We start from the raw sequence: 18,828 nt of genomic DNA on the forward strand, positions 1-18,828 counted from the left end.
CAGGACCACATTCATTGTGAGCATAGGTAACAATGACCTATGCTCCAATGGTCTTGACTTCCGACCCCCGAGAGGGTGCCCATGCGCGACGAACCGAAGTGGACCCCATCCAAAGATCCTCTGGACCCCAATCGCCCGGCCCCGGCGGAGCAGCCGCGCGAGCTGCGCCGCATCGTGGGCCTCTTCCGGCCCTACCGCGGCCGGCTCGCCGTCGTCGGCCTGCTCGTCGGCGCCTCCTCGCTGGTGGGCGTCGCCTCGCCGTTCCTGCTGAAGGAGATCCTGGACGTCGCGATTCCGCAGGGCCGTACCGGGCTGCTCAGCCTGCTCGCGCTCGGCATGATCCTCACCGCCGTCGTCACCAGCGTCTTCGGCGTGCTCCAGACCCTGATCTCCACCACGGTCGGCCAGCGCGTCATGCACGACTTGCGCACCGCCGTCTACGCCCAGCTGCAGCGGATGCCGCTGGCCTTCTTCACCCGGACCCGCACCGGTGAGGTGCAGTCCCGCATAGCCAACGACATCGGCGGCATGCAGGCCACCGTCACCTCCACCGCGACCTCGCTCGTCTCCAACCTCACGGCCGTCATAGCCTCCGTCGTCGCCATGCTCGCGCTCGACTGGCGGCTCACCCTGGTGTCGCTGTTCCTGCTGCCCGTCTTCGTGTGGATCAGCCGGCGGGTGGGCCGCGAGCGCAAGAAGATCACCACCCAGCGGCAGAAGCAGATGGCCGCCATGGCCGCGACCGTGACCGAGTCACTGTCGGTGAGCGGCATCCTGCTGGGCCGCACCATGGGTCGCTCCGAGTCCCTCACCTCGGCGTTCTCCGAGGAGTCCGAGAAGCTCGTCGGCCTCGAAGTGCGCTCGAGCATGGCCGGGCGCTGGCGGATGTCCACCATCGGCATCGTCATGGCCGCCATGCCCGCGCTCATCTACTGGGCCGCGGGCATAGCCCTCCAGACCGGCGCCCCCTCGCTCTCCGTCGGCACCCTCGTCGCCTTCGTCACCCTCCAGCAGGGCCTGTTCCGGCCCGCCGTGAGCCTGCTGTCGACCGGTGTGCAGATCCAGACCTCGCTCGCGCTCTTCGCCCGCATCTTCGAGTACCTCGACCTGCCGGTGGACATCACCGAGCGCGAGGGCGCGGTGCGCCTGGACCGGGCCAAGGGCGAGATCCGGCTGGAGGACGTGCACTTCGCGTACGACCTCAAGAGCGGCCCGACCCTCGCGGGGATCGACATCACCGTCCCGGCCGGCGGTTCCCTCGCCGTGGTCGGTCCGACCGGCTCCGGCAAGAGCACGCTCAGCTACCTGGTGCCCCGGCTCTACGACGTCACCGGCGGACGGGTCGCCCTCGACGGGGTGGACGTGCGCGACCTCGACTTCGACTCGCTGGCCCGCTCCATAGGCGTGGTCTCCCAGGAGACCTACCTCTTCCACGCCTCGGTCGCGGACAATCTGCGCTTCGCCAAGCCGGACGCGACGGACGAGGAGATCGCCGAAGCGGCCCGCGCGGCCCAGATCCACGATCACATCGAGTCCCTGCCCGACGGGTACGAGACCCTCGTCGGCGAGCGCGGCTACCGTTTCTCCGGCGGCGAGAAGCAACGGCTCGCCATCGCCCGCACCATCCTGCGGGACCCGCCGGTGCTGATCCTGGACGAGGCCACCAGCGCCCTCGACACACGCACCGAGCACGCCGTCCAGCGGGCCATCGACAACCTGTCCCAGGGCCGCACCACCATCACCATCGCGCACCGCCTCTCCACCGTCCGCGATGCCGACCAGATCGTGGTCCTGGACGGGGGCCGGATAGCCGAGCGCGGTACCCACGAAGAACTGCTGAAGGCCGATGGTCGGTATGCGGCCCTGGTCCGCCGCGACCGGGACGCGGCGCAGCCGCCGGACTCGGTGCAGGACTCCGAACTGGCTCCGGTGAATGTGTGACCGTATGACTGGCGCACGGGCTGGATGCCGGGAATGTGGCGATCTGCGGGTTAACGTTCCCGCATGCGTCATGAGTACCGGCCACCACAGCGCCGATCCCGGCTCACCCGCCGGGGCCGGCTGGCGCTGCTCTTCCTCGGCACGCTGATCGCGATCGGGGCGGCGGTCCTGGTCCCGCTGCTGCGGGGCGGTGAAGAGCCCGAGAAGCCACGTCAGTTGGTGATCCCCGAGGGCTGGCGGGCACCACAGGTGTACGCGGCGATCGACCGCGAGCTGCGGCTCCCGGCCGGTTCGGCCAAGGCTGCCGTGTCCACGGCAGGACTGGCACTTCCCGCCGAGGCGAAGGGGAACCCCGAGGGCTACCTCTTCCCGGCCACCTACCCGGTGACCTCGAAGTCCACCCCGGCCACGCTCCTCGCGTACATGGTGCGGACGGCGAACGAGAAGCTCGCTACCAAGGCGGTCGCCGACGGCGGCAAGGCCCACGGCATGACCCCGTACCAGACGGTCACCCTGGCCAGCCTCATCGAGGCGGAGGCGGAGAACCGCGCCGACATGGGCAAGGTCGCACGGGTCGTGCACAACCGGCTGGCGAAGTCGATGCCGCTGCAGATGGACTCCACCATCAACTACGCCCTGAACCGCAGCACCGTGGACACCAAGCTGAGCGAGACCCGCCTCGACAGCCCCTTCAACACGTACGAACGCCAGGGACTGCCACCCACGCCGATCGACAGCCCGGGGCTGGCGGCCATGGCGGCCGCGGTCGCGCCGACGCCCGGCGACTGGCTGTTCTTCGTCACCGTCAAGCCGGGGGACACCCGTTTCTCGGCGACGTACGAGGACCACAAGAAGCACGTGGCGGAGTTCAACCGGATCCGCGCCCACACGGGCTCCCGCGCAGGTCAGGGGGCTGCCCCCGGGAAATGAGGGGCGCCGCGCGGGATCGGCCCTACGATCGGCGGCCTGCCGGACGTGTGACCGAGGGGGGCCCAGCCGTGAAGTGGCCGTGGAGAGCAAAACCGAAAGCCGCAGCGAAGTGGGCGCGTCCTGCGCGTGCGCGACGGGATGGGCTACGTGTACGCCACCCCGGAGGCGTGCGCGGCCGGCACCCCGGACCGGGAGTTCCGCATCGAGGCGCCGGGGGCGGCCTGAAGGGCCCACTGACCCGTCAGGCCGTGGGCGCGCCCACCCGTTCGCGGGCCAGCAGGCGGCGGATCTCGCGGACCGCCGCCCCGCCCGCGCGGTTGGCGCCGATGGTCGACGCCGACGGGCCGTAGCCGACCAGGTGGACCCGTTCGTCGCGCACGGCCCTGGTGCCTTCGACCCGGATGCCTCCGCCCGGCTCCCGAAGGCGCAGCGGGGCCAGGTGGTCGACGGCCGCGCGGAATCCGGTGGCCCACAGGATGACGTCCGCGTCCACCCGGCTCCCGTCCGCCCAGGCGGCGCCCGTGGGGGTGATGCCGTCGAACACGGGCCGGCGGTCGAGCACCCCCGAGTCCAGTCCGGCCCGGACCGCCTCGTTCAGCGGGAGCCCCGTCACGCTGACCACGCTCTGCGGGGGCAGCCCCCGGCGCACCCGCTCGTCCACCAGAGCCACCGCCGCCCGGCCCTCGGCCTCGCCGAAGCTCCCGTCGCGGAAGACCGGGGGCCGCCGCGTCACCCAGGTGGTCTCCGCGGCCACCTCGGATATCTCCAGCAGGTGCTGCACCGCCGAGGTGCCGCCGCCCACCACGATCACCCGGGCGCCGGTGAACTCCTGCGGCCCCGGGTAGTTCGCGGTGTGCAGCTGCCGGCCGCGGAAGGTCTCCTGACCCGGGTAGCGCGGCCAGAACGGCCGGTCCCAGGTCCCCGTGGCGTTGATCAGGGCCCGCGCCGACCACACGCCCGCCGAGGTCTCGACCCGCAACCGCCCGCCGTCCCCCTCGCGCACGGCCGACACGTCCACGGGCCGTCGTACGCGCAGGCCGAAACGGTCCTCGTAGGCGGCGAAGTACTCCCCTATCACCTCGGACGAAGGGCGCAGCGGGTCGGCGCCGGACAGTTCCATGCCGGGCAGGGCGTGCATCCCGTGGACCCTGCCGTAGGTGAGCGAGGGCCAGCGGAACTGCCAGGCCCCGCCCGGACGCGGCGCGTGGTCCAGGACCACGTGGTCGATGCCGGCCCGGGCGAGGTGATAGGCGCTGGACAGGCCCGCCTGCCCGGCGCCGACGACCACCACGTCCACATCCGCGCCCACACCCACGCCCGCGTCAGCGTTCCGCGTCATATCGTTCACGGTTCTACTAACTCGCGCGATCGGCGGGATCTTCCCGACGGGCCGGCTACGGCGCGGGCACGCCGCGCGCAGGCGTACGAAGCGTGGCCAGGACCGGCCCGGCGGGCTGCAGGGTGAGCCCCGGGAACACCGCGGCCCGCCCGCTCCCGCTGTCCAGGTGGAACCGTTGTGCGAGCACCGCCAGTACGAGCGCGGCCTCCACCAGGGCGAACCGGGCGCCCAGGCACGCCCGCGGGCCGCCGCCGAAGGGGAACCAGGCGTGTTCCGGCACCGGATGAGGGGCCTCCGCGTCCCACCGCTCGGGGCGGAAGTTCTCCGGATCCGGGAACCACCGCTCGTCGCGGTGCATCGACCACGGGCTGGTCCACACCGCGGTCCCCGCGGGAACCGGCCGCCCGCCGATGCTCGCACCCTGCGTGGCCACCGCGGAGATCAGCCAGATCGGCGGATAGATCCGCAGCGCCTCCTTGACCACCTGCCGGGTCCAGGGCAGCCGGTCGTAGTCCTCGTACGTCGGCAGCCGCCCGCCGAGCACCCGGTCCAGCTCCTCGGTCAGCCGGGCCCGCGCCTCGGGCGCCCCCGACAGCAGCTGCCAGGTCCAGGTCAGGGTGGTCGAGGTGGTCTCGTGGCCGCCGATGTAAAGGGTGATCGACTCGTCCCGGAGTTCTTTGCGCGAGAGCGGGGCGCCGTGCTCGTCGCGGGCGGCGAGCAGCCGGCTCAGCAGGTCGTCCCGCTCGGCCCCGGCCGCCGTGCCCGCCTCGTGTTCGGCTATGACGTGCGCGATCTCCCGGTCGAGGACCGCCACCGCCTCCCGCATCCGGCGCCGCCCGGGCGTCCGCACCCATGGCGGGAGGAACAGCGTGAGCCCCCGGAACTCGGCCCCCAGCTCCCGTTGGGCCGTGGCCATGGCCTCGCTGATGGGTGCCTGCCGGCCCGCGGCGTCACTCCCGAAGAGCGTGCGCACCGCGATCCGCTGGGTGAGTCCGGCCATCTCGCGGTGCACGTCGATCCGTTCGCCCTCGCGCCAGCCGCCGGCCAGCGCGTCCGCGCACTCCACCATCGTGGCGGCGTACGAGCGCACCTGGCGCGGCCGCACCGCGGGCTGGACCAGCGCCCGCTTGCGCCGCCAGTCGTCACCGGTGGCGACGACGACCCCCTCGCCGAGCAACTGGTGGAAGGCCCAGCCCAGTTCCATCGGCGTGAAGGTGCCCTCCACGGCACCGAGCAGCTCCCCGGCGTGCTCGGGCCGCGAGACGAACACGTTGCGCCGCGGGCCGAGCGCCCAGGGCACCCAGTCGCCGTACTCGTCGCGCAGGGACTCGAAGAAGGCCAGCGGGTCACGGGCGAAGGCGGGCAGGTTCCCGAGCAGGGGCCAGGGGCGCGGCCCGCCGGTCCGGGTGGCCGGGCGCAGGGTCGAGGTCACGCAGGCATGGTGACAGCCGCGCCGGCGGGGCACCAGGGGGGCCGACGGACCGCGGGTGACAGCCGCGCCGGCGGGCACCAGGGGGCTGTCGGGCCGCCCCGTTCGAGCGGCCGGTCCGTCAGGCGCCGCGGCGCGCGGTCAGCCAGTCGTACGCGACGTCGGCCGTGAACTCCCACTGCCCACCCGCGAAGAGGAGCCCGGCGGCCGTGAAGGCCGGATCGTGCGCGGTGTCCGTCACGTACGGGATCGCCACGCAGGCCATGCCCGCGGCACGGGCGGCCAGCGCGCCCGGCGCCGCGTCCTCGACGACCACGCAGTCGGCCGGCCGGGCGCCCAGCCGGCGGGCCGCCTCCAGGAACACGTCCGGGGCGGGCTTGCCGTGCGCCACCTCCTCGGCGGAGACCACCGTCGTCAGCAGGGCGTCCAGGCCGGTGCCGGCCAGCACCGCGTCGATCGCCTCGCGCGAGGAGCCGGAGGCCACCGCCAGCGGCACGCCGTCGGCGTGCAGCCGCTCCACGAACTTCCGCATCTCGGGGAAGGCCTCGGTCCCGGCGCGGGCCAGTTCCAGGTAGGAGGCGTTCTGCTCGGCGAGCAGCTGCTCCACCGGCGCCCGGATCCCGTACCGGTCCTTCAGGATCTCCAGCGTCTCCAGGGTGCCGATGCCGATGAACCGGGAGTGCTGCTCCCACGTGAAATCGGGAACCCCGTGCCGCTGAAGGGTGCGGCGCCCCGACTCGTAGTAGTTCGGCTCACTGTCCACGAGGGTGCCGTCGAGATCGAATATGACGGAAATCATCCGTTGTGCCCGTCCTACGAGTCATGTCCTGCCACGGCCATCCTGTCAGGATTTGCGAGCAGCCCGTCCCACGGACTCGACCAGCGGCAGCAGCCGGTGCGGTACCCGCTCGCGCAGCGCCACCTCCGTCCGCGTGCGGACCACACCCGGAAGTTGGATCAGCCGCTGGATCACGTCCTCCAGGTGCGCGTTGTCCCGGGCCGCCACACGCGTCAGCAGGTCGCCGCCACCGGTGATCGAGAAGGCCTCGATGATCTCGGGCACGGCGGCCAGCGCGTCACCCACGTCATCCAGGTGCCCCTGGGTCACCTCGATGTGCACGAACGCCAGCACCGGATGCCCCAGCGCGGCGGGGGAGAGGACCGGCCCCGTCCCGGTGATCACCCCGGTGCGCTCCAGCCGGTCCAGGCGGGCCTGGAGCGTGCCGCGCGCGACCCCGAGGAGCCGGGCGTACTCGCGGACGCTGGTGCGCGGCTGCTCGATCAGCAGGCGCAGGATTCTGGTGTCGAGCTCGTCCACCGCCATGCCGCGACTGTACCAATGGCCCGGTTCACCCGGATCGTGCCGCCCGCCCGCCCGCCCGGCCCGCCCAGCCGGACGGAGCGCCGGATGTGTGATCGGGTGGAGGTGCGCAGCGCGGCCGCATCCGATCGCACGGCCGCGGCGGAATCCCGTACGTGACCAACAGCAGCCCACACGGAGCGGAGAGAGCCATGACAGGTCTGAACTGCCTGGTCACCGGCGCCACCGGCTACATCGGCGGCCGGCTGGTGCCCGAGCTCCTCGACGCCGGACACCACGTCCGCTGCCTGGCCCGCTCCCCGGAGAAACTCCGCGACCACCCCTGGGCCGGACGCGCCGAGACCGTCCGCGGCGACGCCACCGACCCGCGATCCGTGGCCGGGGCCATGCGCGGCATCGACGTCGCCTACTACCTCGTGCACGCCCTCGGCGGTGGCTCCGGATTCGAGGAGCGCGACCGCGCCGCCGCCCGGATCTTCGCCGAGCAGGCGCACGCCGCCGGGGTCCGCCGCATCGTCTACCTCGGCGGGCTGACCCCCGCCGGCATCCCCGTCGACTCGCTCTCCCCGCACCTGCGCTCCCGCGCGGAGGTCGGCGAGATCCTCCTCGCAGGCCCCGTGCCCGCCACCGTCCTGCGCGCCGCCGTCATCATCGGCTCGGGCTCGGCCTCCTTCGAGATGCTGCGCTACCTCACCGAGCGGCTGCCCGTCATGGTGACTCCCAGCTGGGTCGGCACCCGCTGCCAGCCCATCGCCGTCCGCGACGTCCTGCGCTACCTCGTCGGCAGCGCCGACATGCCGCCCGAGGTGAACCGGGCCTTCGACATAGGCGGCCCCGACGTGGTCACGTACGAGGAGATGATGCGACGCTACGCCGAGGTGGCCGAGCTGCCCCACCGGCTCATCCTGCGCGTCCCGATGCTCACTCCCGGGCTGTCCAGCCTCTGGATCGGCCTCGTCACCCCCGTGCCACGGGCGCTGGCCCGGCCGCTCGCCGAATCCCTGCGCCACGAGGTGGTCTGCGCGGAGCACGACATCGCCCGGTACGTCCCCGACCCGCCCGGCTCACCGGTCGGGTTCGACCGCGCCCTCTCGCTGGCCCTGCGGCGGGTGCGGGAGGCCCGGGTGACAACCCGCTGGTCCTCCGCCTCCGTGCCGGGCGCCCCCAGCGACCCGCTGCCCACGGACCCCGACTGGGCGGGCGGCAGCCTCTACACCGACCGGCGGGAGAGGGACGTCCAGGCCCCGCCCGGCGCGCTGTGGCGCGTGGTGGAGGGCATCGGCGGCGAGAACGGCTGGTACTCCTTCCCGCTGGCCTGGTCCGTACGGGGCTGGCTCGACCGGCTCGTCGGCGGAGTCGGCATCCGCCGCGGCCGGCGCGACGCCACCCGGCTGCGGGTGGGCGACTCCCTCGACTTCTGGCGGGTGGAGGAGATCGAACCGGGCCGCCTGCTGCGCCTGCGCGCCGAGATGCGGCTGCCGGGCCTGGCCTGGCTGGAGATGTACGCGGACCCCTGCCCCGAGCCCGGGCGCGCGAGGTACCGGCAGCGGGCGCTTTTCCACCCGCGCGGACTGCTCGGCCACCTGTACTGGTGGAGCGTGTCCCCCTTCCACGCCCTGGTCTTCGGCGGGATGGCCCGCAACATCGCCCGCGCCGCCGAGCGCCTGGAGCCGGACCTCGCCCAAGCCCCCGCATCCGCTGCGGCCCCGGTGGCCGAAGTACCGCACGACAGCCGTCCTCCCCAGCCTGACGCGGAGCGAGAACCATGAACGTCGCGGTGGTCCTGTACACCTCCGACCTGCGCCTGCACGACCATCCGCCGCTGCGCGCGGCCCTCTCCTCGTGCGACCGGGTGGTCCCGCTCTTCGTCCGGGACCGAGCCGTCGCTGCCGCCGGATTCGCTCCGCCCAACCGGCAGGCCTTCCTCGCCGACTGCCTCGCCGACCTGGACGCCGGACTGCGCGAGCGCGGGGGCCGCCTCGTGATCCGTTCCGGCGACCCCGTCGCGCAGGTCTGCGCCCTGGCGAGCGAGACCGATGCCGACGAGGTCCACCTCGCAGCCGGGGTCAGCGCCTACGCGCGCGCCCGCGAGGAGCGGCTGCGCACCGCCCTCGAAGCAGAAGGCCGCCGGCTCCACGTGCACGACATGGTCGTCACCGCGGTCGCGCCCGGGGCCGTCACGCCCGCCGGATCCGACCACTTCGCCGTCTTCACGCCCTACTTCCGCCGCTGGGCCGAGCTGCCGCCGCGGGCCGTCACCGCGGCCCCCCGCACCGTTCTGCTCCCCGAGGGCATCGGCTCCGAGCCGCTGCCCGTGCGCGGCGCCGTCACCGGGGTCTCCCCGGCCCTCGCCAAGGGCGGCGAGACCGAGGCGCGCCGGCTCCTGGCGAACTGGCTGCGCTCCGGCATCACCCGCTACGAGGACGCTCACGACGACCTGGCCGGCGACGCCACCTCCCGGCTCTCCCCGCACCTGCACTTCGGCACCCTCTCGGCCGCCGAGGCGGTCCAGCGCGCACGGGCCGCCGGCGGCCCGGGCGCCGAGGCGTTCGTCCGCCAGCTGTGCTGGCGCGACTTCCACCACCAGGTGCTCGCCGCCCGCCCCGAGACGGCCGCCGAGGACTACCGCGCCCGGCAGGACCGGTGGCGCACCGGCCCCGCCGCCGAGGAGGAGACAGAGGCCTGGAAGGAGGGCCGCACCGGCTACCCGGTGGTGGACGCCGCGATGCGCCAGCTGCGCCACGAGGGCTGGATGCACAACCGCGGCCGGCTGCTCACCGCGAGCTTCCTGGCCAAGACCCTCTACGTCGACTGGCGGACCGGCGCCCGCCATTTCCTCGACCTCCTGGTCGACGGGGACCTCGCCAACAACCAGCTCAACTGGCAGTGGGTCGCCGGCACGGGCACCGACACGCGCCCCAACCGGGTGCTCAACCCCGTCCGGCAGGGCCTGCGGTACGACCCGCAGGGCCGGTACGTCCACCGCTGGGTGCCGGAGCTCGCCGGGCTCCCCGCCCCGCAGGTGCACGAGCCGTGGCGGCTGCCGCCCCTGGAGCGGGCGCGGTTCGACTACCCGGAACGGCTGGTGGAGCTCGCCGACGGGCTCGACCGCTTCCGGAGGGGGCGGGGTACCGGGTGAGCGCTCGCGCGAGCGGCCCGTCGTATCGTGAGCGGGTGGAGCCCGTGCCGCAGCCCGAACCCCCGCAGGACCTCCCGGCCGCCGCGCTGAGCACGGGAGCCGTGGCCCGGCGCCTCGGGGTCTCACCGACCACCCTGCGCTCCTGGGAGCGCCGGTACGTGATCGGTCCGGCCCACCGCGAGGACGGCCGGCACCGCCGCTGGACCCCGCAGGACATCGCCCGCCTGGAACTGATGTGCCGGCTCACCGCGCAGGGCGTGCCTCCGGCCGAGGCGGCCCGGGCCGCACGGGACGATACCCCGGCCACCCGGGCCGGCGCCCGCCCCGGGCCGGTCGCGGGAAGGCCCGACTCCCTTCCCCTGGGGAAGGTCCGTCCGGAGTGCAGAGGGCTCGCACGGGCCGCCGTACGACTGGACGCGCCGTCCGTGGAGGAACTGCTGGCCACGGCCCTCGCCGAACACGGCCTCGTCACCGCGTGGGAAGAGGTCATCGTGCCGACCCTGCACGCGGTGGGCCGCAAATGGGCTGCGGCGGGGGAGCGTTACGTGGAGGTGGAGCACCTGCTCTCCTGGCACGTCTCCTCGGCGTTGCGCCGGATCCGGCCGGCCCCGGCGCCGCCGCATCCGGCCGTCCCGCCGGTGCTCCTCGCGTGCGTGCCCGGGGAGCAGCACAGCCTGCCGATCGAGGCCCTGGCCGCCGCCCTCGGCGAACGCGGGCTCCCGGTAAGGATGTTCGGGGCCGACCTGCCCGCCGACGCCCTGCGTGACGCCGTACGGCGGACCGGCCCGCGGGCCGTCGTGCTGTGGTCGCAGTCCAGGACGACCGCGGATCCCGCCCTGGCCCGTTCGGTGGCCGGTGTCGAGTGGGGTCTGCGCGGCGCCCGCCTGCACTCGGCGCTGCTGCTCGCGGGACCCGGCTGGGGCGCGGGCGCCCCCGACCCGCGCACCGCGCGGCTGTTCGGCCTGCGCTCGGCCCTGCAGGTCATCGCGGTGCCGGCAGCGGGCGCGGCTCCAGAGACCGCCGCAGGCCGTGCAGGGCCCGCCGCATGTGGCTCTTGACGGTGCCCAGCGGCAGTCCGGTCCGGTCCGCGATCTGCGACTGCGTCAGGTCCCCGTAGAAAGCGAGGCGGACCACCCGCTGCTGCGCCGGGGGCAGCCGGGCCAGCTCCCCGAGGACCAGCACCCGGTCCACCGCCGCCTCGGGCTCCAGCTCCGGCCGGGCCGCCGCGACGGGGTGCGGCGCGAGGTCGCGGCAGGCGCGTACGGCGGCAGCCGCCTTGGCCCGCCGGGTCCGTGCCCGCAAGGCGTCGGACACCTTGTGCCGGGTGATCCCGGTGAGCCAGGCCCCCAGTCCGCCGGGTCCCGGCCGGTAGCCGCGCCGACCGTGCCAGGCGGCGAGGAAGACCTGCTGGGTCACGTCCTCGGCCTCCCGCTCGTCGCCCAGCGCACGCCTGGCGAGGGCGTGGACCAGGGGCCGCCAGCGCTGGTAGACCGCCTCCACGCAGCCGTCGTCGCCGGCCACGAATCCGGCCGCGACGCGTTCGTCGAGGCCCTGCGGCCCCTTGTCGTCCATGCTTCGAGCCTCGTCGTCGCGGCCCCGGCGGGAAAGTCGCATCGTTTCCGCATCGAATCGACCCGGCTTCTCAGACTTGGTGGGTGTGCGGCAGCGGCAGGGCCCTGTAGCCCAGGGCCACTGCGAGGACCACCGCCGCGGCAGGCAGCAGCAGCGCGCCCACCGTCCACCCCGCCCGGATCAGCAGGGCCCCGGTCAGCCCGCCCAGGAACATCGCCAGCACCGCCACGGCCCGGGGCACCCAGGCCCCCGTCCCGTACCCGAAGGCGCTGTCCCGCCCCAGTGCCGAGCTGCCGATCAGCGCGGTGATGGACCGGGTGACCAGGGTCGTCGGCACCCCGGGCACGTTCACCCGCATGCTCGTCACCGTGCGGATGCCCATCGCCGCCGCCAGCATCCCGGTCACCGCCAGATGCTGGGCGGTCGGATGCCCGAACCGGGGCGCCACACCCCATCCGGTGGCCGCACCGGTCAGGAGCAGCGCGGCCTCCACGTACAGGCCGAGTCCGACCCAGCGCCTCCCCCGGGCCTCCGCGGCCGACTCCATCCGCGCCCCGCACACGGCCCCGGGCGAACGCGGCCAGCGAGGCAGCGGCCGACAGCGCCGGCAGGTTCCCCTCCCGCGCGAGCCCGAACGCCAGGAAGAGCACGTTGCCCGTCTGTATCGCCGTGAACACCGGCCCGAGGGCGAGCAGGCTCACCGCCTCGATCAGCCCCGTGACCGCTGTCAGGACGATCATCAGCACGGTCGGGGACGGACGCACCGGGTGCGCACCCACGTTCATGGGGCCCGACAGTGACACGCCCGCCCCGGTCCCCCGGCGCCGACATGCCGGAGGGCTTAGGGTCCGGAGGATGAGCGACCTGCTGCTGGTGAGGCACGGCGAGACGGAGTGGAGCGCCGGCGGGCGTCACACCGGGCGCACCGACGTCCCGCTGACCGCACGGGGGGCCGAGGAGGCCGTCTCCCTCGCCCCGTTCTTCCACGACCAGCAACCGGCGCTGGTGCTGACCAGCCCGCTGCGCAGGGCAGTCGCCACGGCCGAACTCGCGGGGCTCACGGGCGGAGTCACCGACCCCGACCTCTGCGAGTGGGACTACGGCGGCTACGAGGGCGTCACCACCGCGGAGATCCGGCGGAGCGCACCCGACTGGTCCCTGTGGACCGATGGCGTCCCGCCCGGCGACGCGGCGCACCCCGGCGAGAGCGCCGCCCAGGTGGGCGCCCGCGCGGACCGGGCCCTGGCCCGGATCGCCCCGGCGCTGCGCGCGGACGGCGGGAACGTGGTGATCGTCGCCCACGGCCACTTCCTGCGCGTGCTCACCGCCCGCTATCTCGGCCTGCGACCCGCGGACGGCAGGCTGTTCCTGCTGCGCACCGGCACGGTCAGCGTCCTCTCCACGGAGCACGGGCTCCCGGTGATCGCGGGCTGGAACACCCGCCCGTAGGGGGCATCCCGCCTCGCGCGGCGGCCGGGGGCGGGTGACGATGCGTACATGGCCGACGACGGTGCGGGCGGCAAGCGCATGGGCAACGAGAACCCTGACGGCAACGAGAACGGCACGGGCAACGGCGGAGGCACGGGAGGCAGGGGCAAGGGCAAGGGCACGGGCACGGGCAACGGCGGACCGGAGAATGGGCACGCGGAGCCGGGGCTCAAGGCCGACGCGATCGGTTTCCTCGACGCGCTCGTCATCGGCCTGAACTCCACCTCGCCCGCCTACTCCCTCGCCGCCGTCCTCGGGCCGATCGTTGCGCTGGTCGGGATCTACGCGCCGGGCGTGATGCTGGCCTCCTTCGTGCCGATGCTGCTGATCGCCGCCGCCTTCTACTACCTCAACAAGGTCGACCAGGACTGCGGGACCACCTTCTCGTGGGTCACCCGGGCCATGGGCCCCTGGGCGGGCTGGCTCGGCGGCTGGGCCATCACGATGACCGGCGTGCTGGTCATCGGCTCACTGGCCGACGTCGCCGTCCACTTCGGCCTGCTCGCCGCCGGGCTCGACAACTGGGCCGCCAACGACGTGATCCGCCAGACCCTCACCGTCGTCGTGATCCTGGTCATGACGGCCATCTGCGTCATCGGCACCGAACTGTCGGCCCACCTCCAGGACATCCTCATCCTCGCCCAGGTCTTCTTCCTCCTGGCCTTCGCGGTGGTCGCCATCTACCGCGTCTACGCCGGCACCAGCACCCTCGACTCCATAGAGCCGTCCCTCAGCTGGCTCAACCCCTTCGGCGCCGGCGGCGCCGCGCTGACCGGCGGGCTGCTGCTCGGCGTGTTCATCTACTGGGGCTGGGAGTCCGCGGTCAACCTGACCGAGGAGGTCGAGAACTCCGCCACCGCACCCGGCAAGGCCGGCATCTGGTCGACCGTCGTGCTGCTGGTGACCTACCTGTCCGTGGGCTTCGCCGTCGTCGGCTACGCCGGCACCGCCTTCCTCGCCGAGAACGCGGGGGAGGAGGAGGCCATCTTCGCCGTACTCGCCCACGAGGTCATGGGCGGCTGGGACTGGATGGTGCTGCTCGCGGTCTGCACCTCCGCGCTCGCCTCCACCCAGACCACGATCATCCCCGCCTCCCGCACCGCCCTGTCCATGGCCCGCAGGCACGCGCTGCCGCCCGCGCTCGCGCACATCCACCATCGGTTCAGGACCCCGGACGTGAGCACGTGGTGGGTGGCGGGCATCGCGATCGGCTGGTACCTCGTCGTCAACCAGATCAGCGAGAACGCCCTCCTGGACTCGTTGACCGCCCTCTCCCTGCTCATCGCCTTCTACTACGCGCTCACCGGCCTGGCCTGCGCCGTCTACTACCGCCGCCACCTGCTGGAGAGCGCGCACAACTTCTTCCTCATCGGCCTCGGTCCGGTCCTCGGCGCGGGACTGCTCGGCTGGCTGCTGGTGGAGTCGATCGGCGACATGTCGGACCCGGAGAACTCGGCCAGCGGCGTCTCGTGGTTCGGGCTCGGTCCGCCGCTCGTCATCGGGATCGCCATCGCCGTCGCCGGCGTCCTCGTCATGGGCTACTGGCGGCTGCGGGACCACACGTTCTGGCAGGAGCGGCCCGGGGTGGCCGACCCGGATCTCGTCCACGGCGTCCACGGCGTCCGCGGCGTCCGCGGCGGGAAGAACTGAGGAGGCCCGATGTCCGTCGTCCTCGGCTACGACGAGTCGCCCGGTGCGGAACGGGCGCTGCGCGTGGCACTCGAAGTCGCCACCGCCTTCGGCGAGCCCCTCGTCCTGGTCTACGGGGCGGCCGCCCCGGGCGCCGCCGGCGAGGAGTACCGGGCCCACCGCGAAGCCGTCCGCCAGGCGGGCCGCAGCGCTCTCGCCCGCGCGGTCGAGGCCGCCGACGAAGCGGGCGTGCCGTCGGCGGTGGAGGTGGTCGACGAGAAACCCGCGCAGGCGCTGCTCGATGCGGCCCGGCGCCACGACGCCCGCGTCATCATCGTGGGCACCTGGGGCGACAGCCCGATCCGCGGCGCCCTGCTGGGCTCCACCCCGCACAAGCTCCTGCACCTCTCGCCGGTGCCGGTGCTGTGCGTACCGACGGAGACGGGGACGGAGAACGGTGCGAGGGCATAGGCCGTTGCGCAATGATAGGTCAACTCTGCCGGAAATGTGGCCATTTCAAGTGTGACTATGCTCAATGCCTAAGTGATCGAGGCGTTTTACTGATCGCTCTTGGGCAGAGTGGGGCGGCCGAGAAACATCCCCACATGACCGCAGGACCGGAGAATCGATGGACAGCAACCTCGTCATCCAGCCCCCCACTGGTGGCCAGGCGTTCGACGAGAGTCAAGTGCCCCTCTACTACAGCCGCAAGACGGCTGACATCCTCCACAAGTACGGGCCGGGACCGCGAGTTCACTTCCACATGGGCCTCTTTGCCCCGGGCGCGACACCCAACACCACCGTCCCCCAGCGCGTGCTCAAGCGCAGGATCGTCGAGTCCCAGGAGGCGATAGTCGAGCACGCCGCGCGGACGTGGGGCGCGTACGCCACCCCGCCCGCGCGCCTTCTCGACATCGGCTGTGGAGTCGGCGGAGGCTCGCTGTACTGGGCGCAGGAGCACGGCGCGTCCGTCACCGGCCTCACGGTCGCGGCGGAACACGTCCCTCTCATCGCGCAGTTCGCGCGCCAGGCCGGGGTGGGCGACCGGGTCACCCCCTTGCTCGCCGACGTCCACGACTTCACCACCGCGCGAAGATATGACGCCGCCTACGCCAACGAGAGCTCCGGCTACATGGACCGCGAGCGGCTCTTCCAGGTCGTCGCCAAGGCGCTGAAGCCGGGCGGCTGGTTCGGGATACAGGAGCACTTCATCTGCCGTCCCGAGTGGACCGACTTCATCGACGGCTACTACAAGACGCGCCTCGGCACCCTCACCGAGTACATCACCACCGCCGCCAGAGCGGGGTTCGAGCTGGAGCAGGACGAGGACGTCACCGACCGGGTCGCGGAGTTCTGGGTGCAGTCCATGGCCTGGAACACCGCCGAACTGGACCGGATCGAGCAGGCGGGCGCCGTCGGCACGCGCTCCGCCTGGTGCCGGGAGCGGCTCCAGGAGTCGACCATCACGCACGGCAAGCTGTTCCGTATCTGGCGCGACCACGCGCTGGAGACCCGTCTGCTGCTCTTCCGGCTCGGGGGGAAGTGATCATGGCTCCGGTGTACGCAGAGCGCAGCGTGCCCTCCCGTATCGGCTGGCAACTCCCGCCGTTCTACTGCCCGTTCAACGAGAAACTGATCCACCCCAAAGCCGCGGAGCTCGAAGCGCGCGCCATCGAGTGGATCGACACCTACGGGCTCTACCCCGACCCCGTGGAGCGGGCCTGGGGCCTGGCCACCCACAGCGCCGACTTCACCAGCCGGATCATCCCCTACGGCGACGTGGAACCCTTGCTGTTGTTCATCGAGTGGAACTACTGGGCCAACGCGGTCGACGACTGGCAGGACTCCGGGTCCACCGCCACCCGTACCGCGGACATCGCGGACCACAGCGCCCGGCTGGTCCGCTCCATCGAGGCCCCCGGATCCGGGCTGTTGCCGTCGGGTCCGCTCACCGAGGCGCTCGACGACCTGGTGTCCCGGACCCGCGCGATGCTCACACCCTTCCAGCTGCGCAGGTTCAGCGAAGGCACCCGGGACTGGCTGTTCGGTGCGGGCTGGCAGACCTCCAACGCCGAACGCGGGGTCATGCCGTCCCTGAACGACTTCGCGGCGATGCGGATGTCCGTCAACGGCACCCGTTTCACCCTCACCTGGTGCGACGCGGCGAACGGCATCCACCTCCCGGCCGACGTCCTGTACTCGGCGCCCGTCCAGGCCCTCACCGACGCCGCGGGCTTCGTCGTCTCCTGCGACAACGACCTCTACTCGTACAACAAGGAGGACCACCAGGACCCCTGGGAGCAGAACCTGCTCAATGTCGTCGCCCGGCACCACGGCTGCACCCCGAAGGAGGCGCTGGCCCCGGCCGTCGCCCTCCGGGACCGTGCGATGACCCTCTTCGTCCGCCTGCGGGAGAAGCTCGCCGAGGGCGCCGACGAGCCGCTGCGCCGCTATCTCGACTCGCTCGGCCACTACGTGTCGGGCTGCATCGAGTGGCAGAACCTCGCACCGCGCTACGCCAGCCCCCGCAACCGGAACGAACTCCCGGTCGAAGGCGCGTCGTACGACATCACCTGGCGGGACACCCCCAGCGACCCCAGCCACGAGCCGCTGCCGATCCCGGCCGTGGCCTGGTGGTGGCAGCAGCTCGACGAGAGCCGGCGGGGGTAGCGGCCGGGCTCAGCCCCGGCCGAGCAGACGGGCCCACCAGGACGGGCGGGCCGTCTGCTCCCTGCGGAGCGGCGGGGGCGGCTGCGTACTGGGCGCGGCGGGCGCGACGGGCGCGACGGGCGGCGCCGCCGCTGGCGCGGCTCGCGCTGCGAAGGTCACGGGCAGGGCCACCAGATGGCGCGACATCAAGGACGAGTCCCACTGCAGCTCACCCTCGTGCACCGCCAGTTCCATGTCGGGCAGCCGCGAGGTCAGTGCGTCGATGCCGGTGTCCGCGATCGCCCGGCCGATGTCCTGGCCGGGGCACTCGTGGGGGCCGCCGCTGAAGGCCAGATGTGAGCGGTTGCCGTGCACGGGGACGGAGAGGTCGGGGCGGATCTCCGGGTCCACGTTGCCCGCGGCGAGGCCGAGCAGCAGCATGTCGCCGGCCTTGATCTGCTGGCCGCCGAGCTCCGTGTCGCCGGTCGCCCAGCGGCCCAGGATCGTGGTGAGCGGCGGCTCGTCCCACAACACCTGCTCCAGGGCGTCCGGCAGGGTCATGTGGCCGCCGGAGAGATTCGCACGGAAGCGGCGGTCGGTGAGCACCATGCGCAGCGTATTGGCGATCAGGTTGGCCGTCGTCTCGAAGGCCGCGATCAGCACCAGCCGCAGGTGCTCGATGATCTCCGGGTCGGAGAGCGACGTGGAGTGCTCCAGCAGCCAGGAGGTGAAGTCCCGGCCGGGGACCGCCCGCTTGCGCGCGACGAGCTCCCGGAGGGCGTCCGTGACGTACTCGTTGCTGGCCACGGCCGTCTCGGTACCGCGGATCATGTCGCGGGCCGCCTCGACGAGGCGCGGTCCGTACGAGTCCGGCATCCCCACGAGCTGGGTCATCACCAGCATCGGCAGCGGTTCGGCGAAGTCCCTGACCAGATCGGCGCGTCCGGACCGGGCGAAAGCGTCGATCAGCTGGTTGGCGAAGCGCGTCACGTAACGGCGGATGCCGCGCCGGTCGAACCGCTCCAGCGACTCGGTGACCGCGCCGCGCAGCCGCTCGTGCTCCACGCCGTCCTGGAAGTTGCACACCGGTTGCCAGGCGGCAACCGGCGTCAGCGGGTGGTCCGCCGGGACCTTCCCCTCCTGCATGTCGCGCCAGCGCCGGGAATCCCGGGAGAACCGGGACGGCGTACGCGCCACGTCCAGGTTCTCGCGGTGGCCGAGCACCAGCCAGGCCGGCAGGTCGCCCTGCACGAGGACGGGGGCCACCGCGCCGTGCTCGGCGCGCAGCTTCTCGTACAGCCCCATCGGATCGGCCTCGGCGGCGGGACCGTAGAGCCGGTGCGCCGGGCAGCCCGGCGGCGGCGCCGGCACGGAGGGGAAGGGGTCGGACG

General features: G+C 73.0%; 16 protein-coding genes and 1 pseudogene. 10 read left to right on the forward strand and 7 right to left on the reverse strand.

Features of this window, described 5'->3' with window-relative positions:
• Nucleotides 1-81: 81 nt before the first annotated feature.
• Nucleotides 82-1,941, forward strand: coding sequence for an ABC transporter ATP-binding protein (locus tag AB0D48_RS18750; RefSeq protein ID WP_362397533.1), 1,860 nt, complete (start codon nt 82-84; stop codon nt 1,939-1,941).
• A 63-nt stretch (nt 1,942-2,004) separates the two neighbouring features.
• The gene (gene mltG, locus AB0D48_RS18755) at nt 2,005-2,871 is read left to right on the forward strand and encodes an endolytic transglycosylase MltG (RefSeq protein WP_362397536.1); all 867 of its coding nucleotides are present in this window, start codon (nt 2,005-2,007) and stop codon (nt 2,869-2,871) included.
• 241 nt (nt 2,872-3,112) lie between these two features.
• Here the strand turns inward: mltG and AB0D48_RS18760 are convergent, their stop codons facing one another.
• The 4 genes from AB0D48_RS18760 to AB0D48_RS18775 all read right to left on the reverse strand — a co-directional run bounded on the left by AB0D48_RS18760 (nt 3,113) and on the right by AB0D48_RS18775 (nt 6,963).
• A complete protein-coding gene (locus AB0D48_RS18760; protein WP_362397539.1) occupies nt 3,113-4,210 on the reverse strand; it encodes an FAD-dependent oxidoreductase in 1,098 nt (365 codons plus the stop codon).
• A gap of 55 nt (nt 4,211-4,265) precedes the next feature.
• Nucleotides 4,266-5,642: a cytochrome P450 gene (locus tag AB0D48_RS18765; RefSeq protein WP_362397542.1), complete on the reverse strand. Its 1,377-nt coding sequence runs from the start codon at nt 5,640-5,642 to the stop codon at nt 4,266-4,268.
• Nucleotides 5,643-5,760: 118 nt separating this feature from the next.
• On the reverse strand, nt 5,761-6,438 hold the full coding sequence (locus AB0D48_RS18770) for an HAD family phosphatase (RefSeq protein ID WP_362397545.1): 678 nt from the start codon (nt 6,436-6,438) through the stop codon (nt 5,761-5,763).
• Nucleotides 6,439-6,483: 45 nt separating this feature from the next.
• Nucleotides 6,484-6,963 (reverse strand): Lrp/AsnC family transcriptional regulator, encoded by a 480-nt coding sequence (locus tag AB0D48_RS18775; RefSeq protein WP_362397548.1) that lies wholly within the window; start codon nt 6,961-6,963, stop codon nt 6,484-6,486.
• 188 nt (nt 6,964-7,151) lie between these two features.
• Here AB0D48_RS18775 and AB0D48_RS18780 point away from each other — a divergent pair, with 188 nt between their 5' ends.
• From AB0D48_RS18780 to AB0D48_RS18790, 3 genes are read left to right on the forward strand one after another with little or no spacing between them, the layout of a single operon-like run.
• Nucleotides 7,152-8,729, forward strand: coding sequence for an SDR family oxidoreductase (locus tag AB0D48_RS18780; protein ID WP_362397551.1), 1,578 nt, complete (start codon nt 7,152-7,154; stop codon nt 8,727-8,729).
• Entirely contained in the window at nt 8,726-10,099 is a 1,374-nt protein-coding gene (locus tag AB0D48_RS18785) for a deoxyribodipyrimidine photo-lyase (RefSeq protein ID WP_362397554.1), read from the forward strand. Before AB0D48_RS18780 ends, AB0D48_RS18785 begins: the two co-directional genes overlap by 4 nt.
• A gap of 35 nt (nt 10,100-10,134) precedes the next feature.
• Complete coding sequence (locus AB0D48_RS18790) at nt 10,135-11,157, forward strand: MerR family transcriptional regulator (protein WP_362397557.1); 1,023 nt, start codon at nt 10,135-10,137, stop codon at nt 11,155-11,157.
• On the opposite strand, the gene AB0D48_RS18795 is transcribed toward AB0D48_RS18790, so the two are convergent.
• Nucleotides 11,081-11,671 (reverse strand): sigma-70 family RNA polymerase sigma factor, encoded by a 591-nt coding sequence (locus tag AB0D48_RS18795; protein WP_362397560.1) that lies wholly within the window; start codon nt 11,669-11,671, stop codon nt 11,081-11,083. The two genes, AB0D48_RS18790 and AB0D48_RS18795, sit on opposite strands and share 77 nt — an antisense overlap.
• Before the next feature lie 70 nt (nt 11,672-11,741).
• A pseudogene (locus AB0D48_RS18800) lies at nt 11,742-12,456 on the reverse strand (YoaK family protein).
• A gap of 70 nt (nt 12,457-12,526) precedes the next feature.
• Here AB0D48_RS18800 and AB0D48_RS18805 point away from each other — a divergent pair.
• From AB0D48_RS18805 to AB0D48_RS18825, 5 genes are all read left to right on the forward strand, one after another.
• Nucleotides 12,527-13,120, forward strand: a complete 594-nt coding sequence (locus AB0D48_RS18805; protein ID WP_362397563.1) for a histidine phosphatase family protein — start codon at nt 12,527-12,529, stop codon at nt 13,118-13,120.
• A gap of 48 nt (nt 13,121-13,168) precedes the next feature.
• The gene (locus AB0D48_RS18810; RefSeq protein WP_362397566.1) at nt 13,169-14,809 is read left to right on the forward strand and encodes an APC family permease; all 1,641 of its coding nucleotides are present in this window, start codon (nt 13,169-13,171) and stop codon (nt 14,807-14,809) included.
• A gap of 9 nt (nt 14,810-14,818) precedes the next feature.
• Nucleotides 14,819-15,259 carry a universal stress protein gene (locus tag AB0D48_RS18815; protein WP_362397569.1) on the forward strand — a complete coding sequence of 147 codons (441 nt, stop codon included), beginning with the start codon at nt 14,819-14,821 and terminating at the stop codon, nt 15,257-15,259.
• A gap of 157 nt (nt 15,260-15,416) precedes the next feature.
• Nucleotides 15,417-16,334, forward strand: coding sequence for a methyltransferase domain-containing protein (locus AB0D48_RS18820; RefSeq protein ID WP_362397572.1), 918 nt, complete (start codon nt 15,417-15,419; stop codon nt 16,332-16,334).
• A 2-nt stretch (nt 16,335-16,336) separates the two neighbouring features.
• A complete protein-coding gene (locus tag AB0D48_RS18825) occupies nt 16,337-17,458 on the forward strand; it encodes a hypothetical protein (RefSeq protein ID WP_362397575.1) in 1,122 nt (373 codons plus the stop codon).
• A 9-nt stretch (nt 17,459-17,467) separates the two neighbouring features.
• Here the strand turns inward: AB0D48_RS18825 and AB0D48_RS18830 are convergent, their stop codons facing one another.
• The gene (locus AB0D48_RS18830) at nt 17,468-18,808 is read right to left on the reverse strand and encodes a cytochrome P450 (protein ID WP_362397862.1); all 1,341 of its coding nucleotides are present in this window, start codon (nt 18,806-18,808) and stop codon (nt 17,468-17,470) included.
• Nucleotides 18,809-18,828 lie beyond the last annotated feature (20 nt).

This window comes from Streptomyces sp. NPDC048269 (genome assembly GCF_040652395.1).
GTDB lineage: Bacteria > Actinomycetota > Actinomycetes > Streptomycetales > Streptomycetaceae > Streptomyces.